The 24,749-nt window shown below is 36.1% G+C and carries 19 protein-coding genes; 3 read left to right on the forward strand and 16 right to left on the reverse strand.

Annotated features, from left to right (window positions below; all coding sequences use genetic code 11):
• The first annotated feature begins 292 nt into the window (after positions 1-292).
• Together SVZ03_05060 and SVZ03_05065 are read left to right on the forward strand one after the other, a co-directional pair.
• On the forward strand, positions 293-2,626 hold the full coding sequence (locus tag SVZ03_05060; GenBank protein MDY6933579.1) for a hypothetical protein: 2,334 nt from the start codon (positions 293-295) through the stop codon (positions 2,624-2,626).
• 84 nt (positions 2,627-2,710) lie between these two features.
• On the forward strand, positions 2,711-3,295 hold the full coding sequence (locus SVZ03_05065; protein MDY6933580.1) for a hypothetical protein: 585 nt from the start codon (positions 2,711-2,713) through the stop codon (positions 3,293-3,295).
• Between the two features lie 9 nt (positions 3,296-3,304).
• On the opposite strand, the gene SVZ03_05070 is transcribed toward SVZ03_05065, so the two are convergent.
• A complete protein-coding gene (locus SVZ03_05070) occupies positions 3,305-4,525 on the reverse strand; it encodes a glycosyltransferase family 4 protein (protein MDY6933581.1) in 1,221 nt (406 codons plus the stop codon).
• Between the two features lie 157 nt (positions 4,526-4,682).
• A complete protein-coding gene (locus SVZ03_05075; GenBank protein MDY6933582.1) occupies positions 4,683-5,345 on the reverse strand; it encodes an MBL fold metallo-hydrolase in 663 nt (220 codons plus the stop codon).
• A 413-nt stretch (positions 5,346-5,758) separates the two neighbouring features.
• On the opposite strand from SVZ03_05075, the gene SVZ03_05080 reads away from it, so the two are divergent.
• Complete coding sequence (locus SVZ03_05080; GenBank protein ID MDY6933583.1) at positions 5,759-6,502, forward strand: DUF3047 domain-containing protein; 744 nt, start codon at positions 5,759-5,761, stop codon at positions 6,500-6,502.
• Positions 6,503-6,568: 66 nt separating this feature from the next.
• On the opposite strand, the gene lpxC is transcribed toward SVZ03_05080, so the two are convergent.
• The 14 genes from lpxC to SVZ03_05150 all read right to left on the reverse strand — a co-directional run bounded on the left by lpxC (position 6,569) and on the right by SVZ03_05150 (position 24,719).
• Positions 6,569-7,465: a UDP-3-O-acyl-N-acetylglucosamine deacetylase gene (gene lpxC / locus SVZ03_05085; protein MDY6933584.1), complete on the reverse strand. Its 897-nt coding sequence runs from the start codon at positions 7,463-7,465 to the stop codon at positions 6,569-6,571.
• Between the two features lie 303 nt (positions 7,466-7,768).
• Entirely contained in the window at positions 7,769-9,844 is a 2,076-nt protein-coding gene (gene glyS, locus SVZ03_05090) for a glycine--tRNA ligase subunit beta (GenBank protein ID MDY6933585.1), read from the reverse strand.
• Positions 9,845-10,025: 181 nt separating this feature from the next.
• On the reverse strand, positions 10,026-11,036 hold the full coding sequence (locus SVZ03_05095) for a M23 family metallopeptidase (GenBank protein MDY6933586.1): 1,011 nt from the start codon (positions 11,034-11,036) through the stop codon (positions 10,026-10,028).
• 57 nt (positions 11,037-11,093) lie between these two features.
• Positions 11,094-11,513: a polymer-forming cytoskeletal protein gene (locus tag SVZ03_05100; GenBank protein MDY6933587.1), complete on the reverse strand. Its 420-nt coding sequence runs from the start codon at positions 11,511-11,513 to the stop codon at positions 11,094-11,096.
• A 138-nt stretch (positions 11,514-11,651) separates the two neighbouring features.
• The gene (locus tag SVZ03_05105) at positions 11,652-12,914 is read right to left on the reverse strand and encodes a pitrilysin family protein (protein ID MDY6933588.1); all 1,263 of its coding nucleotides are present in this window, start codon (positions 12,912-12,914) and stop codon (positions 11,652-11,654) included.
• 160 nt (positions 12,915-13,074) lie between these two features.
• A complete protein-coding gene (locus tag SVZ03_05110; GenBank protein MDY6933589.1) occupies positions 13,075-15,138 on the reverse strand; it encodes a polyribonucleotide nucleotidyltransferase in 2,064 nt (687 codons plus the stop codon).
• A gap of 278 nt (positions 15,139-15,416) precedes the next feature.
• The gene (gene rpsO, locus SVZ03_05115; GenBank protein ID MDY6933590.1) at positions 15,417-15,683 is read right to left on the reverse strand and encodes a 30S ribosomal protein S15; all 267 of its coding nucleotides are present in this window, start codon (positions 15,681-15,683) and stop codon (positions 15,417-15,419) included.
• Positions 15,684-15,813: 130 nt separating this feature from the next.
• On the reverse strand, positions 15,814-16,722 hold the full coding sequence (gene truB / locus SVZ03_05120; protein MDY6933591.1) for a tRNA pseudouridine(55) synthase TruB: 909 nt from the start codon (positions 16,720-16,722) through the stop codon (positions 15,814-15,816).
• A gap of 143 nt (positions 16,723-16,865) precedes the next feature.
• Positions 16,866-17,225, reverse strand: a complete 360-nt coding sequence (gene rbfA / locus SVZ03_05125; GenBank protein ID MDY6933592.1) for a 30S ribosome-binding factor RbfA — start codon at positions 17,223-17,225, stop codon at positions 16,866-16,868.
• 62 nt (positions 17,226-17,287) lie between these two features.
• Positions 17,288-19,687, reverse strand: coding sequence for a translation initiation factor IF-2 (gene infB, locus SVZ03_05130; GenBank protein ID MDY6933593.1), 2,400 nt, complete (start codon positions 19,685-19,687; stop codon positions 17,288-17,290).
• A gap of 137 nt (positions 19,688-19,824) precedes the next feature.
• On the reverse strand, positions 19,825-21,150 hold the full coding sequence (nusA, locus tag SVZ03_05135; protein ID MDY6933594.1) for a transcription termination factor NusA: 1,326 nt from the start codon (positions 21,148-21,150) through the stop codon (positions 19,825-19,827).
• A gap of 315 nt (positions 21,151-21,465) precedes the next feature.
• Positions 21,466-23,121, reverse strand: a complete 1,656-nt coding sequence (gene gpmI / locus SVZ03_05140) for a 2,3-bisphosphoglycerate-independent phosphoglycerate mutase (GenBank protein ID MDY6933595.1) — start codon at positions 23,119-23,121, stop codon at positions 21,466-21,468.
• 78 nt (positions 23,122-23,199) lie between these two features.
• Positions 23,200-23,904 (reverse strand): polysaccharide deacetylase family protein, encoded by a 705-nt coding sequence (locus SVZ03_05145; protein MDY6933596.1) that lies wholly within the window; start codon positions 23,902-23,904, stop codon positions 23,200-23,202.
• Between the two features lie 197 nt (positions 23,905-24,101).
• Complete coding sequence (locus SVZ03_05150) at positions 24,102-24,719, reverse strand: hypothetical protein (GenBank protein ID MDY6933597.1); 618 nt, start codon at positions 24,717-24,719, stop codon at positions 24,102-24,104.
• Between the last annotated feature and the right edge of the window lie 30 nt (positions 24,720-24,749).

The raw sequence follows: 24,749 nt of genomic DNA on the forward strand, positions 1-24,749 counted from the left end.
CTTCTACAATTTAAACGGATAAACATATTTTAATCTATTTCAAACCTATAATTTTGACATTTCGCTTCCCAAATTCTCAGCACCAATCTAATTTCTAAATTATCCTTGTATTTTTTTTTTACTTCCTCTAAATTAACTTTTACTTGAAATACTCCATATTATAATACAATATTTGTTTTTCGTTATTCATTAATTCCAGAAGAGGTGAGCCTATCAACTAATAGTTTTCTGCCTAATATTGGCTATTCTTGGCAATTATAAAGATAATAAATCGATGCAATAGGAATTTAAAATGAAAATTGAGGATATCATTAAACAGGATAGCGATAGATTGTTTATTATTGATCCTGAATGTTTTATAATCTTTACAGGAGATTCTATTGATGATCCTAAACCCTTTATAAGAATTGGGAATTGGATAAATCTGCCTGTGAAGAGTATACCCCTTATTGAGAATGTAATTATCCCTGATAGAATTATTGGGAATCCTGCCTATGAACAATTCAACATTCATCTCAAAGAGATTGGATCAAATAGATATGTTGGAAGCAAAGCCATCATTAAGAGGTACTTGAATTTTCAGAATATCTTCGGGATTGATCTCTCAAACGTCCCAATCGTTGATGTTGAAACAGATTTGCCATCTTTATCAAAAGAAAAAATAATCTCCGACAAAGACACCTTCATCGGAGTGTTTTATATTAATGGCAATTTTTCAGTCATTCTTAATGATAACAAGGTCTTTGATCTGGAAGAAGTCGAAAGAAGTACAATCACCGATGTAAAAATACATGATATAATTTCATTCACCAACAAGGATACAAAGAGATATGCTGACTCAGGTATTATTTTATTTGGCAATAATCCTATTTTTTATAAAAATAGATACTTCACCTTTTATCATTTTCCAAATAATTATTTTGAAGGATTTGCACGATTGGGAATCGATCCTGCTAGAGTAAGAGAAATAATAATCCCAAACTCAAATCTTTTGAACATTACAAAATTTATAAAATGGAAGAACAGTAAAGGAGGTCGTATAAAGCTATTCTCTGATTCAAAGGAAAAAATCGATCTGATGCAAAAACTTTTTTCAGATGTGTCCATAATAAGAAAGGATTCCAATGGCCTGTCCTTCAATACTGGGGATGGAATAAATGTTAGGAACTATCCAGGGACACTTAATCTGATAATCACATATATAAGTATTAAGCCTGCATATAAGGAGATCACAATCGCCTACATTAAGAGTTACACTGGCATTCAAGAAATATTTAAAGAAACCCTTGATGCGATTTTTATTCCCTATACTATTTTTGAGAAGATTAACATACTATTTAAATCAGTGAGCACCCCATACATAATTATTTATGATGGAAATAAAAACATATCGAAAGTAATTGGCACAGAGAATATAGTACTCTATCCATTCATTCAGTATGAATTCCAAAAACATACAAACATTGAAAACATATTTCAAAGTGCAATAAGTCTAATTAATGACAGGGATTTAGCATCTGGTCTAATTGATGACTATATAAAGAGTATTCATGATGTAATATTTCATAACCAAGCGCCAGGGAAGGAATTATCCTTCAACGAAATGCAGGATATCTTTAACGTTATATCAATCTTAAGACTAAACCAGAACTCAACAACTGATAGAAAATTGGTCTCTTTGATCCAGAAATCACTCTATAAACTTCGATCCCTTGTTAATAATAATACCATGCTTATTAATAATAAAGAACACTTCAAGATTATTTTAACATTTTATAATAATTCAATTTATGAGTTTATAAAAAAAATAGATGTTGCCATTTCAGAAGAAGCTGTGTCGTTTGTAGCAGAAGATGGAGAGGAGATGATTGGATATCTTGCAGATGATAGTAATATTGATTATAGGGGTTTCCGCGAAAGGATAATAAATGATAGAAGAAGATTTAACGAATTAGTAAATATGTATAATAAACATCATAAAAGAGATAAAGATATCCCTTGGATGGATGACAAATTTAGAAAAAAGAGAGAAGGTCTCTTATCTGAAAATATTGAAAATGACACCAAAGAGCTGACAAAAAGCATCTTTAGGATGAGGTTGAGAAAAATCACACGAGTGTTATTGGTATTAGTTTTCACTGCACTCATCTTTATTGTATCTTTATTGAGTTTTAATTATTATCAACGATATCAGGAGAGAATAAGGATTGAAAGAGAGAGCAGAAAGATTGAAAAACTTATAAAGAGATACAATATTCATATCTCCGACAAGGATATATATCTCTATGCAGACGAGGTAGCGGTGAGGAATGGTTATGAAAGGCTTGATTTTAAGACCTTAAAAAAGAAGAATCCTGATTGGATATTTCCTAGTAATATTTTTATATTGCTAGATAAAGAAAGGATTGTTGTAAAAAAGGGGGACACTCTCTGGGGAATTTCACATAAGAAACTAATGCAAATAAGCATTGAATTCTATATGATAATTGATATAATAAAAGAAAAAATAGATAAAGGGACAGATATAACTGATGATTTGACAAAGGCAAAAAAGCTTGCCTTTTCAGAAAAGCACTTCAAGTTAATACAGAATTTACTGAAGAAGACCAAGGATGAAGAGAAGTAGCACTTAGAAATCATTTTGTATTCTTCTTTCCGCTCAATAATATTATTACTGCATTTTTTCGTTGATGGCGCTTATCAATTTATAATGACAACTGAAGATAAAAAAAACTTCTATATTGAGCCAGTTGAGATTGAGGTTTACTTTAAAAAGGCTGGAAGGGTACGAACCTTAATCAAGGACCTATATATAAAACTCATTGATGTTAAACCAGAAACAGAGCATAGCATTAGGATATTTAATTACTTTTTGGAGAAGGATGAGCCAATCGATCTGATGGAGGTTATGAATATTTTTCCTGAATATATGCCTGTTATCTTTGATTCATACTATCACAGAATAGCATTATTCGAAAAGCTAAGCATGCACTATAAAGAAGGTCTTTCCGGCAGCATTGATGCATGGAGACTCTCCCTATATTTCACAGAACTACTGCATAAATATGAGCCTACAGTTGCTTCTACCAAATATCTTGGCAATTTCCAAACGCATAATTTGAACTATCTGATCAGGAAACTCAATGAACTAAATCAACAATTTCTTTTAGAGGATTCTACTGTTGCGTTTCTAATAAAAAGGCGCAACAAGGCATTTGAGGGAAAACCTCGTGATCGAATGTTTGATAAACTCGTTGAATTGTGGGAGTTTAATGTAAAAGAGGGAAGCAGATAACAAATATAGTTACACAAATTTCGAATATACTCCAATCATCTGATTAACAGCGATCTCCCAGTTAAAGCATTCCTCAACCCTCTTAATGCCATTTTGCGCCATGAGTTTAAGTCTTTCACCATCTTTCAGAAGATCATTTATTGCTCCTGCAAGAGCGACATCATCCTTGGCTGGAACAACAATTCCAGCATCCCCAACAACCTCCGGAAGTGCGCCTCCATCACTAGAAACTACCGGTATACCACACGACATGGCCTCAGCGGCTGGGAAACCGAAGCCCTCATATACAGAGGGGACAATCGCAATCTCAGATTCACAATAATGCTTCACCAGCTCTTCAATTGTAACCTTTCCAGTAAATTCTATATTATCTCCAACTCCAAGCATTTTCATCAATCTTAGTGTGCTCTTTCTGTGTGGTGAACCGCCATCAACAACTGTCAAAAAGGCTTTTTTATTCACCTGCTTCATCGCCTTTAAAAGATAGACAAAGCCCTTCTTTCTATCCTCTACATTCCCAACAAAGATCAACTTACCCCTTTTTTTCTTTATCCCCTTAATAGGCCTAAATATACTTCTATCAAGGCCGTTATACACCACAGTTTGCTTTTGCATTGGCACCTTAAGATAGCGATTTGTCTTCTTTTTAGAATCCTCAGAAACGACAATAACATGATCAAGTCGCGGAGTTACAAGCCTTTGCATTAGGACTGGATAGAAGAGAACCGGACCCATCTTTACCCTGAAGTTTGGCGCTCTTTCAACAGTTTTTTCAAGATCAATATGCAAGGGATGATGGACAGTGGCAATAATTGGAATACCAAGAGACTTCATCAGGAGAAGCCCATACCCTAGGCATTGATTGTCATGAATAATGTCAAATTTTATTTGTCTCGAGAGTTCCTTCAACTTCAGATATGCCCTTATACTAAAGGCCATGATTTCAGAAAATATACCAAACCTTGTGCTGAAATATTCATAGAAATTGATAGGGCTCAAAACATTAAAAGGGAACTCATTGTTTATCACATGAATGCCTTTTTTTATAAAATACTCATTATTATATATGTAGTGGACTGTTACTCCCTTACTCATAGTTGGATATGGCGGGCCTATAATAGCATGAACATCATGACCCTGACGCAGTAGTTCATCAGCAATATATTTTAAATATATACCCTGCCCGCCAGAATATGGATTCCCTCTATAGCATAACAAACAGATTCTCAAAGCTTAGTCCCTCCGAAATTGAAATTTGGCTGTACTATCATACTATACAAATTGTCATCTGCAATTACCATCCCACATCGACAAATAAAAAAATATTTATCAGTATCTGTGAGATATATCACTAATACATACTATTAAACTAAACCTGCGATATCTATTATATCATGGTAATATAGTGACTAATAAATTCAAAATTTCTTATTATAGCTTCCTTACCGATAATATAATCCATATGTCCAGGAAGAAGTATCTCAATATCTAGATTTCGTATCTTCTCAATACTATTCTTAAGCAGTACTGCATCCCCTCCCGGGAAATCCACTCTACCCACGCTCTCCTTGAAAATCAAATCGCCACAGATAAGCGCTTTTTTCTCTGGCCAATATATACACATTGAACCAGGAGAATGCCCGGGTGTATGATATACCTCAAGAGAAATATCGCCTACCTTCCACTCACCCTCTTGAAGAATTTTATCAAATGATAATGATGGTAACTGAATTCCAAGCATCTTAAAAATCACTGGGCCAATCTCATTTATAAAATCTATTTCATCATTATATATTACGATTGGCACACCCCTTTCGCGAAAGTATTCACTACCCTCAAAATGATCAGGATGTGAATGGGTATTTGCAATATATTTGATATCCTCTATATCAATTCCATCCCTTTTCATGTCCTCAAATCTTAAATCAATATAGCGTGTCAATCCCGGATCAAATAGAATGTTTAAGGGATCACCAAAATAAAACATATTACAATTATTTTCGAAAACGCCTCTCCATATATAGGCATATATTCCATCAAAAATCTTCATTTCTTCCACTCCATATTTTTCCTAAATTATTTGATCACAACCCTTTTACTTATAGAGAGAAGATAAATTGGAAAAATATAGCTATTATTTTAAACTTCCCCCCTGAAGGACATAAAGGATTATATGTGAATTATTAATTTCTATAATAATTACTCAATTGCTTGACTCTAACGGATCGATCACGTTAATATAATTAGGTTAACAACTCTGATAAACCCTTATACCCTTATTCTAATATACCTTTTAAATTGCAAGTGACTTTTTTTATGATCCTTATAAGAGTTTATTTCTCAAAAAAATAATTAAAGAGAATTGTTCATCACCTTTATTTTTAATGTTGCTAACCTATCAATTATAATAAAGACGATCCAAGCCTACAAGCTTAAGAGTTCCTGTATTTTAAAGGGATTGATATGAATATAGAGGTTAAACTTTTTTTAAAGACATTGCTCTACCTAACACTATCACTTCAATTACATCTTATTTGTCCAGATCAAACTTTTGGGAAAAACAATTTAATAGTTATAGATAATTTTGAACACCCGAGAGGTGATCTCTTTCAAACATGGTTATTGCGCAATGCGCCAATAAAAGAAGCTAACAAAATATATAAGATTCAAACAAGCAACAACAATAGATTTTTGCATGCAGAATCCATAGGAACATCGATACAGATAGCAAAGAAAGTTAAGTGGAATATAAAGCGATATCCTATACTCACCTGGAGATGGAGGGCTGTTGAATTAGCTGAAGGAGCTAATGAAGGGGCAAGAGGGAGAAATGACACAACTGCAAGCATTTATGTCATATTTCAGAGAAATAGTATACCCTTCCTCTCATGGAAATACCAACCCGTGAATGTTATTAAATATCTATGGAGCACAACCCTGCCAATTGGGAAGGTTGTTCAAAAGGAAAAGGTCAAAATGGGTAAAACAATCTTTGAAGGGAAGTATTTGGTGCTACAATCTGGCAAGAAATTGTTAAATAAATGGATTTCTGAAAAACGAAATGTATTATTAGACTATATCAATTTATTTGGCACCCCCCCTAAGTATAATCCCATACTCATTGGTATTTTAACGGACTCAAATGATACTAATAGTACTGCAATAGCTGACTATGATAACCTAATTATTCATGAATTGAGCCAGTAATATGAGAATCATACATATATATATGATATAAATTCTATTATTAAAACACTACTCATTGACTAAGCCTTATACCTTCCGTCTGGCAAAGATAGGGGAATCTATATTCTTTCCGATATCAATATTAGAATATATTTCAATTATCTTTTTCACAAAACGGATATCAAAGGTATGTCCCGACCTACAGACAATGAAATAACCCAATACTGGCTTTCCGATTAGTGCTATATCCCCTATAAAATCAAGAATCTTATGCCTAACGCATTCATCTGAAAATCTGGGTTCATTAATATATGAATCATCGGATATTACTAAAGCATTGTTGAGGCTTCCACCCATAGCGAAAGAACTTTTCTGTAGGGATTCAACGTCCTTTTCAAACCCATATGTCCTTGCTGGAGCGATCTCTTCTTTAAAGGTATCCTTAGTTAGGGTAAATTGTGCATACTGTGTTTTAACAATTGGATGATCGTATCTTATTGTATAGGATATCTTTGGAACATCAGAAGGTAATGCTATGATGAATCTATCGCCATCCATTATCCAAATGGGATTTATTATCTCTATCGGCTCAATCCCCTTTTCGAATATATAAAATCTCTTTTCATTAAAAAGATTTATTATTGGTGTTGCAGAACCATCGAAGATTGGTATCTCATCCCCATCAATCTCAACAATAATATCTGTTATACCAAACGTATAGAATACAGATAAGAGATGTTCCACTGTCCTCACTTGCCACTTCCCATTACAAAGTGTAACAGCAAAGTTAGTGTCAATTACTGATTCCGCGATAGCCTTTATCGGATACTTTATTCCATATTTCTTATTGATAAAGATAATACCGGTATCAACCTCCGCTGGCAAAAGCTTCATTCTTATTGACTTGCCAGAATGAATGCCTATACCTTCTGTATATATAACATCCTCAATTGTTTTCCTGCTCCAAATAAAATGTCTATCCATTGCTATACCCGTAGAATTAAGACGTATAATTATATGTTAATAAATCAGCAGTCTCCTCTCTAAATAAGGAGATAGGTTTTGTTTATTTCAAATAGGGAGATAGTATTATAATATAAGCGCGTTCTCCGCTTAATAATTGGGGTGAGCTTAATGTATGCAAATCTCTGGATCCTTTTATTCACTTCTTCAAACTCGCGAATCTTTTATTACTCAAATTCCTCATTGTGAAGCAACATTATTAAACATTTTCTAATCTAAAAAATTCAACATCCAATACCAAAGCTAATATAATAAAATTACATCCTATTCTGCGATTCTCGAAAAATCAAGAAAATTTCTAAATGGATGTAAAATTATTGTTAATAAGGCTAGCCTATTATCCCTTAACTCAATATCATCAATCATAACCATTACTGAATCAAAAAAACTATCAATTATCGATTTTCCATCAATAAGAAGTCTAAATAACTCTATATATCGATTAGTGCGCAAGAAGCACTCTATCTTGGCTTGTCTGGTATTAAAAAAACTATATAAATCCCTTTCCTCTTCCTCTTTAAGAATATCTGGATTAAACTGAAGCCTGTATCCTGGATTTTTATCCATAAAGATTGAAAGGATGTTATTCATTCTTTTAAAACTCAATAACATCTGAGTAAAACCCTCCATCTTTCTGAAATCACTCAAGCTCTTTGCTCTAATGAACAATTCGTAAAAATCATATAAGCCAATAGATAAACAAGCGTCAATCTCATCATGCTTTAGGCCATTTTCGAGAAAAATAGTCTTAGTTCTAGCTGTAATAAAATGTAATATCTTCTCCACAAGGGAATCACCATTTTTATAGTGCTTTGATATATGACCAACCACACCCTTTAAGCATAGATTGATCTTGTTGACTATTAACATCTCAACAATGGCTGTTGCCTGTCTTCTCAAAGCATAAGGATCAACTGAACCCTTTGGAATATTGCCCACAGAAAAGGAACCAAAGATGTTATCAAGCTTTTCTGACAAAGAGACAACAATGCTAATCATATTATTAGGTAATTCATCGTCCTGATGTCTAGGTTTATAGTGATCACTTATTGCATTTGCAACCTCCAGGGCCTCCCCATCTAATAGGGCATAGATCCTTCCCACCTCTCCCTGAAGAGATGAAAACTCTGAAACCATCAAAGTAGTAAGATCAGCCTTGCAGAGAATAATTGCCCGCTTTATCTTATTCATATCCTCCTCTTTAACATGTAAAGAGGTTGAGATGAACTCAGCGATAGTAGCAATTCTCTTCACTTTATCATCAATGGTCCCAAGATCTTTGTGAAACAGTATGCTCTTTAATGATTCAACCCTTTCAACGAGTTTGATCTTCCTGTCCTCATTAAAAAAGAAGGTGGCATCATTAAACCTTGCGGTAATTACCTTCTCATTCCCCTTTTTTATATATGAGGTCTGAGGATTGTTGGAAACGACCAAGAAATTTGGCATCAATCCACCTTCAGGGTATTTTAAGGCAAAATAACTCTGATGCTCCTTCATCTCAGTTATTAAGACTATTTCTGGAATTTTCAGGTATAATTCATCAAAATCACATGCAATAATACAGGGATTCTCAGTAAGAAAGGTTACTCTATTTAGAAGTTCTTCATCTTCAATTAAGACACCCCCAAGTGTACTCGCTGCATTGGACAATTCCTTTCGTATGAATTCCTTTCTTTCATGATGATTTAGAATGACTCCATGCTTTTGAAGCCTTTTTTCATATTCATTGATATCAACAATTTCTATCATTTGATTGGATTGGATATAATGCCCTCTAGTGGTATTAGATGATATGATTCCAGACAACTCAAAAGGGATGACCCTATTATTTAGGAGAATAAGGAAATATGTAATCGGTCTGGGGAAGTTAATATCTTTATCACTCCACCTCATCCTTTTGGGAAAAGAGAGACTAGTGATTATAAACTCGAATATCTCCGGTAGGATATCTGGTGTGCTCAAGGCTTCCATTTTTTTTATTGCATAGACATATTCTCCATTATCTGTCATTTTTTTGTAAACATCATTGTCCTTAATGCTGTTCGCCTTCATAAAACCATGGAGAGCCTTTGTTGGGCTGCCATTGCTATTATATGCTGCTCTAGCCGAAGGACCTTTTATTTCAACTTCACACTCCCTTTGGAAACTCGCCATATTAGATACAAGAACAACCAGTCTTCTAGGTGTTGCGTAGACCTCAATCTCATCAAATTCAATTCTACTATCATTAAGCTTTTGCTTAAATATCTCCATCATCGCATTTAAGGCGGAAGGGATATAAGCAGCAGGGATCTCCTCTGTCCCTATTTCAAAAAGAAAATTAGCATTCTTAAGCATATAAGTAATTCCACTTAGTTTTGTTATTTAAATTAAGGTTCCGAATTTGGAATAGGTGAAGGATAAGGCTTTAGTTAAATCCTATGATTTGATATAGAATTTTGACGAATTATTGATTATTGAATGCATGTGGGATCTAAAAAAATCTAAATTCCTTATTCAAAAAAATATAAAAGTCACACTATCTCAAATACTTGTAGGGATTGATATGCTTTCCCTTCTTCAATAACTCAAAATGAAGATGTGGTCCAGATGAGTACCCAGTATTGCCGCTCCTAGCTATAAACTGGCCCTGTTTCACATATTGCCCTTTTCTAACTATTGACCTTGAGAGATGCCCATATAGGGACTTCCATCCTCCGGGATGCGCTATTACTACAACTCTTCCATATCCCCCAAGCCATCCTGTGAAAGTAACCTTACCGTATTTAGTCGCTCTTACCCATTGGTATTTAGACCTAATGTCGATTCCTAAATGGAAGTGTCTCCTTCTATTAATTGGATGCCTTCTCCAACCATAACCGCTGGTAATATACTTGGTTTGAGCAGGCCATAAAAAACCAGGGATTATATTTAATGGTTTTGCATCTGGAACAAAAATATCCTCACCTATAGATATAAAATCATAATTTTTTATACTATTTTCAGATAATATCTTATCAATTGATATTTTATATTTGTTTGCAATATATATAATATTTTGACCCTTCTTAACCCTGTGAAGGATCCCATCCTTATTGGGAATTCGTAGAATAGCGCCCTCCCTAATTATATCATACGAATTGAGACAATTAGTTCCGCAAATAGTATCCATTGAAACCCCATTCTCTTGTGCAATCTCACTCAAGGTCTCTCCTCTTTTCACCTTATGAAACCTAATTTGAAGGGGGGTAATACTCTCGGGTGTGGAATAGTCTGTATTATGCGAAAGAAGAAGTTTGTTTTTCTTCTCCTCATCTGTCCATAACTCATCGCTATCCCTGATTTTATATGAAGCGAGAATAAGGAATATGCTGAGTAAAACAAAGGTGGATATAACAATTATTCTCTTTCTTGTAAGTAAGGAGTTATTCCAACTTATTGTTTTTACATAAATCCTTTTTTTCCCGCTGTATAGCAGTGTAACCTCGTGTAATAAAAATGAAACACAGAAATTACGAATTCTATATGTCTTTGAATATCTTTTTCTCATTAAATAAAGCGAACTTACCCAATGCTAACATTGTAATCATCGGATTATAAAAATTATTTATTTAACCTCTTTTGAGTTCTCCTTCTCCTTAACCTTATCGCCCGTATAGCATTCATCCACTAACTTTTTTATATTCTTATTTTCACCACCAGTAACAGTAATCCGCCCATCTGCAATGACTCCCTTCTCTATTGTAAGGATTGGAGTAACTATATCCCCACTCACCTTGCTAGAACCTATAAGCCTAACCTCCTCAGTTGCATTGATATTACCAATAACCGTTCCTGCTATAATCACATACCTGGCATCAATATTAGTCTTTACCTTTCCCGTTTCACCCACTACCAATTCCTCATCGGTCTTTATTTCACCCTCAAATTTTCCATCGATTCTCAATGATCCACTAATATAAAATTTACCCTCAAAGGTTGATCCTTCACCGATGGCGCTATTAACGGAATCATTTTTTCCCGCCATAAATATCTCCTGAGTTTGGTTAGAAAATACAGTATATCTTTCTCATGTTATTAGTATCAAATAAATTTTACTCACAAGGATAAAGGACTAATTACACCTATTGCTGAAGCAGCAGGCGTAATAAATATTTTTTATTCATTAATGTTGAAGATATAATTCCTTGTTATCAATCTCTTTCAGTCTTCCAATTGACGCAACAGCGAATCGCTTGTCTTTGAAAATTCTATTACAAACCCTTTTGAAATCATCAATAGTAACATTATCAATTTTCTCTACAATATCCTTAAAAGAAAAGTATCGACCATATGCCATTTCATTCACTGCGAGGTGACTCATCCTCACTTCCGTGCTTTCTAATCCTAAAGCAAGATTCCCCTTCATATAAGCCTTTACATCTGCAATCTCCTGTTCAGTAATGCCATTCCTTAAAAGTTTCTCACATTCTGTAATAATTAATTCCAGCGAGCGGTTGTAATTATCCGGGGAGGTACCACAATATATCCCGAATACACCATTATCAGTATAAGTCGAGTGAAAAGAATAAATTGAATAGCAAAGGCCCTCCCTTTCCCTTACACTCTGGAAAAGCCTAGATGACATGCTACCACCAAGCAGAGTACTTAGAATATATAAAGCCCATCTATCATCATCACTTTTATTTAATCCATCAGTTCCAATACAAAAGTGTATCTGCTCGAGGTCTCTTTCAATGTGTGTCCTGTATATTCTAATGGGGGAAGAAGAATCGCTTGAATGGTTGACTGAAGGGTTACCAAGTCTCTCAGAAAAATACTTCTCGACTAATGAGACAGCCTCGCACTCTTTAAACTTGCCGGCAACAACAAATATGGTATTATCATTGTGATAATACTCATTAAAAAAACCAATTATATCTTCCCTGCTAACATCCTGTACACTATCGGTAGTTCCGAGAATAGAATGCCCCAGTGGATGAGAAGATAGCATACTAGACATGAAGATATCATGGATTAGCTCATCAGGAGTATCATCATACATTCTAATCTCTTCAATGATCACTTTCTTTTCTTTTTCGAGCTCCCCCTCATCGAAGAGAGATCTGTAGTACATCTCTGCAAGCAATTCAATTGAAGACTCAAAATAATCGGATATTACATTTATATAATAGCAAGTATATTCTCTATTAGTGGCAGCATTATGCTGACCACCAACCCTATCTACAATCTGAGCTATCTCCTTAGCGGAATATTTTTCAGTCCCTTTAAATAACATATGCTCAACAAAATGAGCATACCCCTCTTCATTAGGGGTTTCATGTCTAGAACCAGCCTGCACCCATAAACCTAATGATATTGAAACCACGCTATCTATTGGCTCCAATAGAACAGTAAGCCCCTTATCTGTTTTATATTTCACAAACATTCAATAATGCTATCCAATCTTACTTATATAACTCTATAAATAATCAAATCTGAATACCCAACACCCAAACCCTGCAATAAGCCTCACATTTTATTTCAATTAGTTAATAAATAATGAACTCAGGAAATGTTTTTCTTGTATAATCATTGTAAATAGTATATTAAATCTTGCAAAGGTCAATCCTTCCCAAATCATCAATGCCTATAACCTTTACCATTATATTATCTCCTTCATGAAATAAATCTGCAACCTTTTTTTCCCTTTCATGCCCAAGTTTGGACACATGAGCCAATCCCTCTTTTCCTGGTAATATCTGCACAAATACTCCATAATCCATTACACGTTTAATTATACCATTGTATGTCTTGCCAATTTCTACTTCCTCTACTATAGCATTGATCCTTTCAACTGCCCTATCCACAGCCTTCTGTTCAACAGCTGACACAGTAATGGTTCCATCATTCTCAATATTAATCTCTGCTCCTGTCTCTTCAATTATATCTTTAACAACCCTGCCACCAGGGCCAATTACCTCTCCAATCTTATCCTTATTCACAGTTATCAATACAATTCTGGGTGCATGAGGAGATAGATTTTTTTCCGGTCTGGATATAACATTATCCATCTCATCAAGTATATGCAGCCTGCCAGCCCTGGCCTGAAGAAGAACCTCCTTCATTATTTCCGGTGTAATACCCTCAATCTTTATATCCATCTGGAAACCTGTTATCCCATCCCTAGTTCCAGCCACCTTAAAATCCATATCACCGAGATGATCCTCAAGTCCAAGGATATCACTGAGAACCGCCCTTTTCTCTCCCTCTATAACCAATCCCATAGCAATTCCTGCAACCGATGACTTCAATGGTACCCCAGCATTAAATAGGGATAAAGAACTCGAGCAAATCGTTGCCATAGAGGATGATCCATTGGATTCAAGGATTTCTGAAACCACCCTTATAGTATAAGGAAATTCAGTTTCTTCTGGCAAAACATATTCAAGCGATCTTTCCGCAAGCATACCATGCCCAATCTCTCTCCTCCCGACACTCCCTATTCTTCCGACCTCTCCAACTGAAAAATTAGGAAAATTATAATGCAGCATAAATCTCTTATATGTTTCACCCTCCAAAGCATCCAGCTTCTTTGAATCTGCTACACTTCCAAGTGTAACAACCCCCAAACTCTGTGTCTGACCTCGCGTGAATACCGCTGATCCATGGGCTCTGGGCAAAATGCCCACCATGATATCTATTGGCCTGATCTCGTCTATTCTCCTACCATCAGCCCTAATACCATCATCAAGAATCATCTTTCTTACGATATCTCTGTCAAAATTATCCACAATCGATTTTACCTGATTAATAGTATCTGGAAATCGATCCTTTAATTCCTCTGCTGCCCTCTCAGCTATCGAATCGAAAGCTTGTTCCCTATCCTTCTTGTCTTTTATATTTCTTAAACCCTCAATATCTGAATAATAACCCTTTTCTATCTCTTCAATCAATTCATTGTCAATGACATGCGGAGAATAATTCATTATCGGCTTCCCACAAGCATCCCTCATTTCCTCTTGTGTTTTGCAAATTTTTATTATATTCTCATGAGCAATCATGATTGCTTCTATTATTTCATCCTCGGATATATTCTTGGCAAATCCCTCTACCATTGTCACACCATTCTTCGTTCCAGAAACGACGACATCCATCATGCTATTCTCAATCTCCTCAAAGGTAGGGTTGATTATTATTTTATCATCAATCTTTCCTACCCTTACCGTTCCCACAGGCCCATTAAAGGGAACCCCTGAGATAATAAGTGCAGCAGAGGCAGCATTAATAGCTATTACATCTGGCTGAATCTGGTTATCAGCTGAAAGGACATAGATAACGACCTGCACCTCATTTACATAATCCTTCGGGAAGAGCGGCCTTATTGGTCTATCCCCTAATCTGCTTGTTAAGACCTCCCTATCACTAGGCCTTCCCTCACGCTTTAAGAATCCCCCAGGGATCTTCCCAGCTGAATAAAACTTTTCTCTATAATCGACGGTTAAGGGGAAAAAGTCCCTACCCTCCTGTACTGTCTTTGATGCTACTACTGTAGCAAGAACTATTGTCTCATTACAGGATACTGCTACGGCACCATCAGCCTGTTTTGCAAAATAACCAGTATTAAAATGTATTCTCTCTTCACCAATCTTTACATAATAATCCGAACTCATATTATTAACCTTTTCTTTTATTATCTAGCCCTCTTACATTGAATAAATTATTCACTCTAATGTCAATTATTATCGCTTTAATACCCTACACTCGGAACAACCGTATACAAATTAAACATACGAACAATAAAACAACTTAATCCACATAAAAAATGGCTTTTATCTCCCACACCCATGAAATTAACGGTCTATCCTCAATCATACCTCAAGCATTGATAGTTATATAGGGGTGAATAATCATAACTATAATCCCTTGCCAAGGATACCCTTAAACATATCTATCTTCTAAGACCTAATGACTGGATCAAACCTCTATATCTCTCTAAATCCTTTCCTTTCAAATATGTAAGGAGCCTTCTCCTATGGCCTACTAATTTTAGCAGACCCCTTCGTGAATGAAAATCCTTCTTATGCAATTTGAAATGCTCAGTTAGGTTGTTTATCCTTTCTGTTAATAGAGCAATCTGAACTTCTGGGGAACCAGTATCCTTCTCATGAATTCTGTATCGTCCGATTGTCTCACTCTTGGTATTCATGCCTGTCATCTATCCTCCTCATTGTCTGGAATCATCATTCCTTACTGCCTATTCAATTCATAGAAATAAATGGGAATAACTGTTATACTCTATTAGGGTTCAATTCCGTCAAACCCGATTGTCTATCATTGGGGAAGAACTACCCCTTATTAAACACACTCTTATATTCAATTTTCCAATTACTAATATCTATATCTGCTATGGCAATAAGATTTTTATTCTCATCTAATATCATAAAGGGATTATCTTCCCTGTTGTTAATCTCTATTACATCCCCTCTCCTAAAATAGGCACCGTTTATGATTCGATGCCTGATAGAATCTTTTACTATAATGGAGCTAAGACCAGATAAAGCCTCAACTGGATTATAATGAAAAGTCTTATCTATAATGTTACCCTCAACATGTTCAGTCAACTGGCTCAATGTAACTGCATTTTCCACTGAAAAAGAACCAGATGCTACCCTACGAAGACTCTGTAGATAAGCCCCTGTCCCAAGAAATTCTCCTATATCCTTAGCGAGTGATCTGATATAGGTACCCTTAGAACAGAGGACATCAATTGTAATAATTGAGTTATCAAGGTCAAACTTTTGAATATTCAATTCCTTTATAAATATTTTCCTCTCCTTTAGTTCAACTTCCCTTCCCTCCCTAGCGAGATCAGAAGCCCTCCTCCCTCCAATCTTTATAGCAGAATACTTTGGCGGAAGCTGAAGCATCTCTCCTGTAAACCGCTTCTTGATCTGCAATATCCTATCATAACTTAAGCCTGTGCAATCCTGTCTTTCTATAATTTTGCCTTCTATATCATATGTATCTGTTACAATCCCTAATCTCACCTCTCCGATATATCTCTTATCACTGTTAAGAAACTGGTTAGCAAGCCTTGTCGTCCATCCTGTACATACAACCAGCAATCCTGAAGCAAACTTATCAAGTGTTCCAGAATGCCCGGCTTTTTGAATTTTAAGAAGCCTTTTTAGCTCTGATATTGTTTGATATGAAGTCTTCCCAACTGATTTATCTATTAGTAAAACAGAATCCATTATTGAATAGAGCGACCATTACGACCTTGATATATTGCAGATGATATGAGATTTACTAACACCTCTTTTTAAAAGGAGTAGTAGAGGTTCAGATGCTTGTTGCCAAAATACCGGGAATAAATGGCTGTAACCATCACTTTATATTATTCATATAAAGTATCTTCCTTCTCAAGCTTATCAAGGTGATCAATCATATCAACACCCTCCTCTATGGATGTGTCAATATGAAATTTTAGCCTCGGTGTATTCTTCAATCTAATACTCTTCCCAATATGATATTGGATATAACCCGATGCTGATCTTAATCCATATAATGAATTCTTCCTATCCTTTTCATCGCCGATTACCGAAACCCAAATCTCAGCATTTGTATAATCCCTGCTGAGCTTTACCCTGGTAACAGTAACAAATCCGATCCTAGGATCCTTAATATCCTTTAAAAGAGTATCAGCCACTACTCTCTTGATAAGCTCTTCTAATCTTTCCTTTCTATAACCAGGCATATCATTACAATAAAATTATTACATCTTTCAAGTATTCCTATCCTTATGCGATAATCAATCACCTATATATCCATAGTCTTTGCAATCTCAATAACCCTATATGATTCAAAGCTATCCCCAACCTTAATGTCATTAAATCCCTCAACGGAAAAACCGCACTCCTGATTGGTCTCAACCCCGGAAACATCATCAGTATACCTCTTTAAGGATTTCAGTTCTCCATCATAAACAACTACTCCATCCCTTATTATTCTAATCCTATTATTCCGTTCAAGTTTGCCTCGATGCAGCACCCCTCCTGCAACAACCCCAACCTTTGATATCTTAAAAATCTGCTTTACACCCCCAATGCCAACAGATTCTTCTTTATAATCCGGAGATAGCATTCCTTCCATTGCACTCTTGATGTCGTTTGTTGCCTCAAATATAACATTATAAAACTTAATTGAAACACCCTCCCTTTGTGCAACATCTGCCACCTTGGCAGTTGGTCTTACATGGTAACCAATCACTATTGCATTAGATGCTGAAGCAAGCATTACATCTGATTCGTTAATTCCGCCTGTCCCTGCATGTATAATCTTCACTCTCACCTCATCAGTGGAAAACTTTTCTAATGATTCCTTTAAGGCCTGAACAGATCCATCAACATCCCCCTTAACTATAATCCTCAACTCCTGAATCTCACCCTCCTTGATCATCTCGCTTATGTTTTCTAGGGTAACCTTTCTGATCTTCCTAGCATTCTCTATACGTTGAAGCTCCTGCCTTTTCTGAGCAATCTGTTTGGCATATTTCTCAGACTCAACACACTGAAATGGATCCCCAGCTGAAGAAACCCCCGAAATCCCAATAACCTCAACCGGGACAGATGGGCCAGCCTCTTTAATGAATCTACCCTGATCATCAAACATAGCCCTTACCTTGCCGGAATATACACCAACGACAAAGGGATCCCCTACTCTAAGGATTCCCTCCTGCACAAGGATAGTGGCAACAGGCCCTCTACCGGGATCTATTCTTGACTCAACAACAGTCCCCAAAGCCATAAGCTTAGGATTAGCCTTGAGTTCTAGCATCTCAGCCTGAATAAGAACAAGTTCCAGCAATCCCTCTATGTTAATCTTCTGCTTTGCGCTAATCTCTGCAAAGAGGGTGTTGCCGCCCCACTCTTCGGGAACTAAGCCATAATTGGATAACTCCTGTTTCACCCTCTGTATATTGGCGTCCTGAAGGTCTATTTTATTTATTGCCACAATTATCGGCACATCAGCATCCTTTGAATGATTTATCGCTTCTATTGTCTGGGGCATAACACCATCATCCGCTGCAACTACGAGTATAACTATATCCGTAATGCTTGCACCTCTTGCCCTCATGGTTGTAAAGGATTCATGACCGGGTGTATCTAAAAATGTTATGTATTGATCCCCTTCCATAATCATATATGCGCCAATATGCTGGGTTATTCCTCCAATCTCTTGATCAATAACATTCGTCTTTCTTATGGTATCGAGCAGTCTAGTCTTTCCATGATCCACATGACCCATTACCGTAACTATAGGAGGTCTTAAAGTTCTATCTTCCTCTCTATCTACCTCCTTTGTCTTAATTAGTGTCTCCTCAAATAGAGATACAACCCTAACCTCTGTATCATACTCAGAAGCTAATATCTCGGCTGTTTCTACATCAACCACCTGATTGATGGTAGCCATCACTCCCATTTTCATCAGTTTTGTTATCACTTCTTTAGCTTTAATATTTAACTTCTTTGACAAGTCACCAACTGTTATGCTCTCTGTAATCTCAATACACTTGGGTATCACCGACACTGGTATGACTTCATCCTTCTTCTTCCGATAATGAAGATCCTTTTCAACCTCTTCATCTTTATAATATTTCTTCTTATAATTTTTATCTTTATCCTTCTCTTTACCTTTTTTCCGCTTTTTCTGAGATTCATCTTTTGTAGGTGCTACAACAGATTCTTTATCCTTTCCCTTTGATTCTTTATCCTTTCCCTTTTCTTCAAAGGTCTTCCCTTTGGTGGGTTCCCTCTTCTCAACAACCACTTGCTGATTGATCTTATTATCTTTTAAATTTTTCTCACTTGTTTCTCTTACAACCTCTCTGGATTCATCCAATTGCTGACTCTTCGTAGGCAATTCAGGGGAGGGCTCTGCCGGTTTATCTTTTATCAACCCCTTGGATCTCTGAACCTTTCTCTTCAATTTTATCTTTTTACCTTTTTCCCCAGCCTTTACACCCTTTTTAGCCAAAAGTTCAAGGGTTTTGCTGGCTCTTTCTTCTTTTAACACCTCAATCTTCTTCTCTACAAGAAAGACATCCTTTTCAGAAAGGTCTGAATCATCATTCTCACATGAAATGCCAAGCTCTTTACATATTATCATAACATGCTCTAATGAAACCCTGTTCTTGGTTGCAATATCAACTGCTTTCATTTATTAAATCCCGCTTTAGGTAAAAATTATATAAGACCACTAATACATAATACTATAAAATGCTGTGTAGTATCACTTCTCTATAATCATGATATTATGTTAATAAAATTGGCCATATATCCCCTAATATTGCTAAGCTATTCCTCTATACTCCCTTCATCTTCATCATCTTCATCATCCTCAAAATCAACAGACTCCTGAAGAATATCTAGAATCATTTTGGCTGTTTTTTCACCAATGCCATCAATCTTTATCAAATCCTCATAAGAAGTCTCCACTAAGTCCTCGACTGAGAAAATACCACCAGACTCCAAAAGTTTAATGATCCTTGATTTAAGGTCTGATAACTCCTCCAATGGTGTCTCTTCAATCTCCTTCTCCGGGAATAACTGTTCAATTATATCCTGAGATTCCTTTGAACTCAAAAATTCATGATACTCTTCCTCAGTCTTAATATCAATTTCAAATCCACACATCCTTGATGCAAGTCGTGCATTATGTCCTCCCCGGCCAAGGGCAAGCCTATATTGATCCTTGTCAACTACTACAATAACCCCTCCATCCTTTTTCGCGATAACATCCTTAACCCTTGCTGGTGTTAAGGAATTCGCGGCCATGATTACGTTATCTGAAGAGTATTGAACAATGTCTATCTTTTCCCCTTCAAGTTCTCTTACAATCGATTGAATCCGAACACCCTTCATGCCAACACAAGCGCCAACGCTGTCAACATCATCCCTCTCACTAATTACTGCTACCTTTGTCCTAAATCCAGCTTCTCTTACTATCTTAACAATCCTTATGATACCATCATAGACTTCAGGTATCTCCATCTCAAAAAGCTTCTCAACAAATTTGGGGTTTGCTCTTGATAATATAACGGACGGTCCCTTTGAATTCTTTGAGACACTTAGCACCAGGGCTTTTATCCTATCTCCTATTTTATAATGTTCTAATGGCGATTGCTCTCTGACAGGGAGAACCCCCTCAGTTCTACCAAGATCAATATATAGGGCATCCCTCATCTTCCGCTGTAGATACCCATTTATCAAATCACCCTCCCTGTCCTTAAACTCATTATGTATTATATCTTTTTCAACTTCTCTTATCTTCTGTACTATAACCTGTTTTGCTGTCTGTGCTGCGATTCTTCCAAAGGATTCAAGGGGATATTCCTCTACCTCAATCTCATCCCCATATTTCACGTCTGAATACTTTAATCCTGCCTCATCAATTGAAATCTCCTCTGCAAGGTTCTTTGGTGTCTTTACTACCATCTTACGCGTTACGATTCGCACCCTATTCTCATCCCTATCAAAATGAACAACAGCGTCATTGATGGTACCATATTGCTTTTTATAAGCAGAGAGCATAGCAGATTCAACAATCTCTTCAATATGTTCTCGTGGTATCCCCTTTTCTGTTGCAATCTGGTGTAACATTTCAAAAAAATTACTTGCCATCTTCAAATCCTTTGTAAATTCAAGATTTGCTTTTATATATTGTCAATTATATTCTTATTTAAGTAATAATCTGTAAAAAAAGAGTGGCAGTGCCACTCTCTCTTCAAATGCAAAGGGAATTAACTAACACTATAAAACAACATTACCCAGTATCACGTTAGTATTATGATATCAATAATTTCAAGTCTTTTTTAATTTTTCTTTCGATCTACCTACTATTTATTATATATTGACTTCTTCAACATATATTCATATAAAACGAAATTGAATGGGAAATATCTCAATCATTGATTATAATCTTCTCTTAAGAGGCTTTTAATTAAATTCAATTATTGAGGGCTGATAATCCTCAGGAGGTTCATATCCCATAAGTAGCAGTAGTGTAGAAGCTATGTTAGCAAGGCCAGGACTATTATCAAATCTTCTTATCCTATATTCCTTATTATAATCCGGATCAAAGATAATGAAAGGCACGGGATTTAATGTGTGAGAGGTCTTTTTCATATACTCCCGACCCTCTTTGCCCATCTTAATTTTCCCATCGCTATCCAGTTCATACATCTCATCAAGATTTCCATGATCCGCTGTTATTATAGTCAATCCCATCTTATCACTCACTACTGGAAGAAGTCGGCCAATACATAAATCAACAACCTCAGCAGCAATTATTGCCGCCTCAAGATTCCCAGTATGTCCCACCATATCCCCATTAGGGAAGTTTAATCTTATAAAATCGTATTCACCACAGCTAATTGCCTCAATGACTTTATCGGTTATTTCAGCTGCCTTCATCCATGGACGCTGGTCAAATTCAATCTTGTCAGACAATATCTCTTCATATGTCTCCAGGTCTTCACTAAACTTGCCACTCCTGTTGCCATTCCAAAAATATGTAACATGTCCGAATTTCTGTGTCTCAGATACAGCATATTGTCGGCATCCCATATTCACAAGGTATTCGCTAATAGTTTTATCTATTGCAGGTGGGAATACAAGATATTTCCTAGGTATTTTCAGATCTCCGTCATATTCCATCATACCAGAAAATACGACCTTTGGGAATCTTATTCTATCAAAATGATTAAATTTCTCTTCCTCAAAGGCCCTGGAAATTCCTATTGCCCTATCCCCCCTAAAATTAAAAAAGATTACAGAATCTCCATCCATAATAGGGCCAACTGGTCCATTTTTGTTTGCTATGGTGAAAGATGGAAGATATTGATCGATTATGCTTGGATCTTCTTCTCTAAAGGTCAGAATAGCCTCCTCTGCAGACTGAAAGGGTCTGGCCTCTCCAAGAACATGAGCCTCCCAGCCTCGCTTCACTATTCCCCAATCTGCCTCATATCGATCCATTGTTGTTATCATTCTTCCACCACCAGAGGCGATCTGATAATCTAGACCTGCCTCCCTGAATTTGCTCAGATGTTTTTCCAATTTATCAACATAAATAAGAGCAGAGGTCTCAGGAACATCCCTCCCATCCAATAGGATATGAACCCTCAGCTTTCCTACCCCATCCATTGATGCCCTCTCTATCATTTTTAAAAGATGTTCAATATGAGAATGGACATTTCCGTCCGAGAGCAACCCAATAAAATGCAGCACTTTCCCTTCAGCAACAGGACCCTTTAACAATTCCTTCCATGTATCAGAGGAAAACATCCTACCCGATTCAATCGCTCTGGATACAAGTTTCGCTCCTTGATCAAAAATCCTTCCAGCTCCAATAGCATTATGTCCGACCTCTGAGTTACCCATATCCTTATCACTTGGAAGACCTACAGCGACTCCATGAGCTTTCAACTCGGTATATAAACAATTCTTCATCAATCTATCCAGATTCAGGGTTCTTGCCAGATATAAAGCATTCTCATCGCTTTCCCTGCCGATCCCAAAACCATCCATAATTACCAGAACTAAAGGCCCCTTTCTCTTTTTGAATTTCGAATTTTTCCCTAAAGTTATCATCCTATCCAATCCTTCCTTAATGAATGAGAATTATATTATTCCTCAATTATCGAGGAATAAATAGAATATTCATGCCTTTTATTTTACTAAAGCCTCAATATACCTCAATTGATGGGTTCTTTTTATATGTGTTCTCCTAAGGCAATAGTTATCCCTTGTTATGACATTCGATCCAAAATCTGTAGAGAAAACCCTTTCATAACCTGAGTCCTTGCACAATCCAATGATTTCTATATTATATCTTCCATAAGGAAAAGCAAAGTATTTTATCCTCTTTTTCAAATAAAGTTCAATAATCCTTTTTGACAAATAGATCTCTTCAAAAAGCTTTTTCCTCGCCTCCCTCGTCCCCTCTTTTGACAGGGCATCCAAATCCGCATGGCTTATGGAATGACACTCCACCCTAATTCCGTTCTGTTCCAACTCCCTTAGATGTTTCCACGTTAAGTTCCTCTTTGCCCGATGATAGATGTTATCAGTATACACGAATAGTGTCGTCGGATATCCATACTCACTAATCAGGGGAAGAAGTTTTGTATACATTGAGAGGAAGCCATCATCAAAGGAGATGGCTATAGCCTTTTCAGGAAATGGATGAGGATTCTCAAGTATAGAGACTAAATCTGAGAGTTCAATAATCCTAATATTCGAGTTCTTGAACAATTCAAAATGACTCTTCAATGTGTCAAGCTGTAACGAATATATACCCTCTCCATCTATATTATGATAGAGCAAAATCGGTGTTGTAACGAACCTGTTAATCGACTCATTCCCCTTTACCATCCAAAAAATACCATTTTCTAGAATTGGTTCTGATTGGTCTTTATTTATATTGATTAGGTAGGATACAGATAGGCAAACAATAAATAGACATAACAGCAGAATCAGTATATAAGAACTCTTCATTGCATAATCGAAGGTTGATATTTAAAAATAAACAGCTTCATTTAATGTTGAGTACAAATAATCCCTTATCCAAATCAAATGCCGGAATTGATGTCTCTACTTACTTCATCACTTTCTCCCTGGAAGCTTGCTACCTCCCATAATATCATCTGAGGAATTCCACCAGATAGTATGGTCACATTTTGTATTGATGGTATATTTTCAGTGATGGTTTTCTCCAATGCCATTCGAAATGTATGTTCTGAGCCTGGAATTATCTCCGCATTCTCGCTAAGGGATGAAAGGCCAACATCAATTATGCATCTATCATCATGGATCCATATCTTTCTAATAAAGGTATCAATCGGGACCACAGCAGAGGTGTTTTCATTATATGAACCCTTGACAACTATTTCAAACAACAGCTTTATGAATCCCTCCCTATCATTCAATAGGTTAATTCTTCTTTCCTCCTTTAATATACTCTTACCATCTATATCAGGAAGAAAGATGCTTATACGCTCTCTATCATCCAATAGTGGAAATGCGGGAAATATATCCAGGGGACTCCTACCAGTAAGATAACAGAATGCTATATAGTCAAAAAAGAATAATAGTGTTATGAGAAGCAGTATAAATCTTTTACCCTCAAAGGCATCTGATTGTATTCTTGTTCTATAACGTCCAAATTTATCATGAATAGATCTAATCATTTTTATAATACTTACATCAATAGATTTTCA

This window comes from Spirochaetota bacterium (assembly GCA_034190085.1).
Lineage (GTDB): Bacteria > Spirochaetota > UBA4802 > UBA4802 > JAFGDQ01 > JAXHTS01.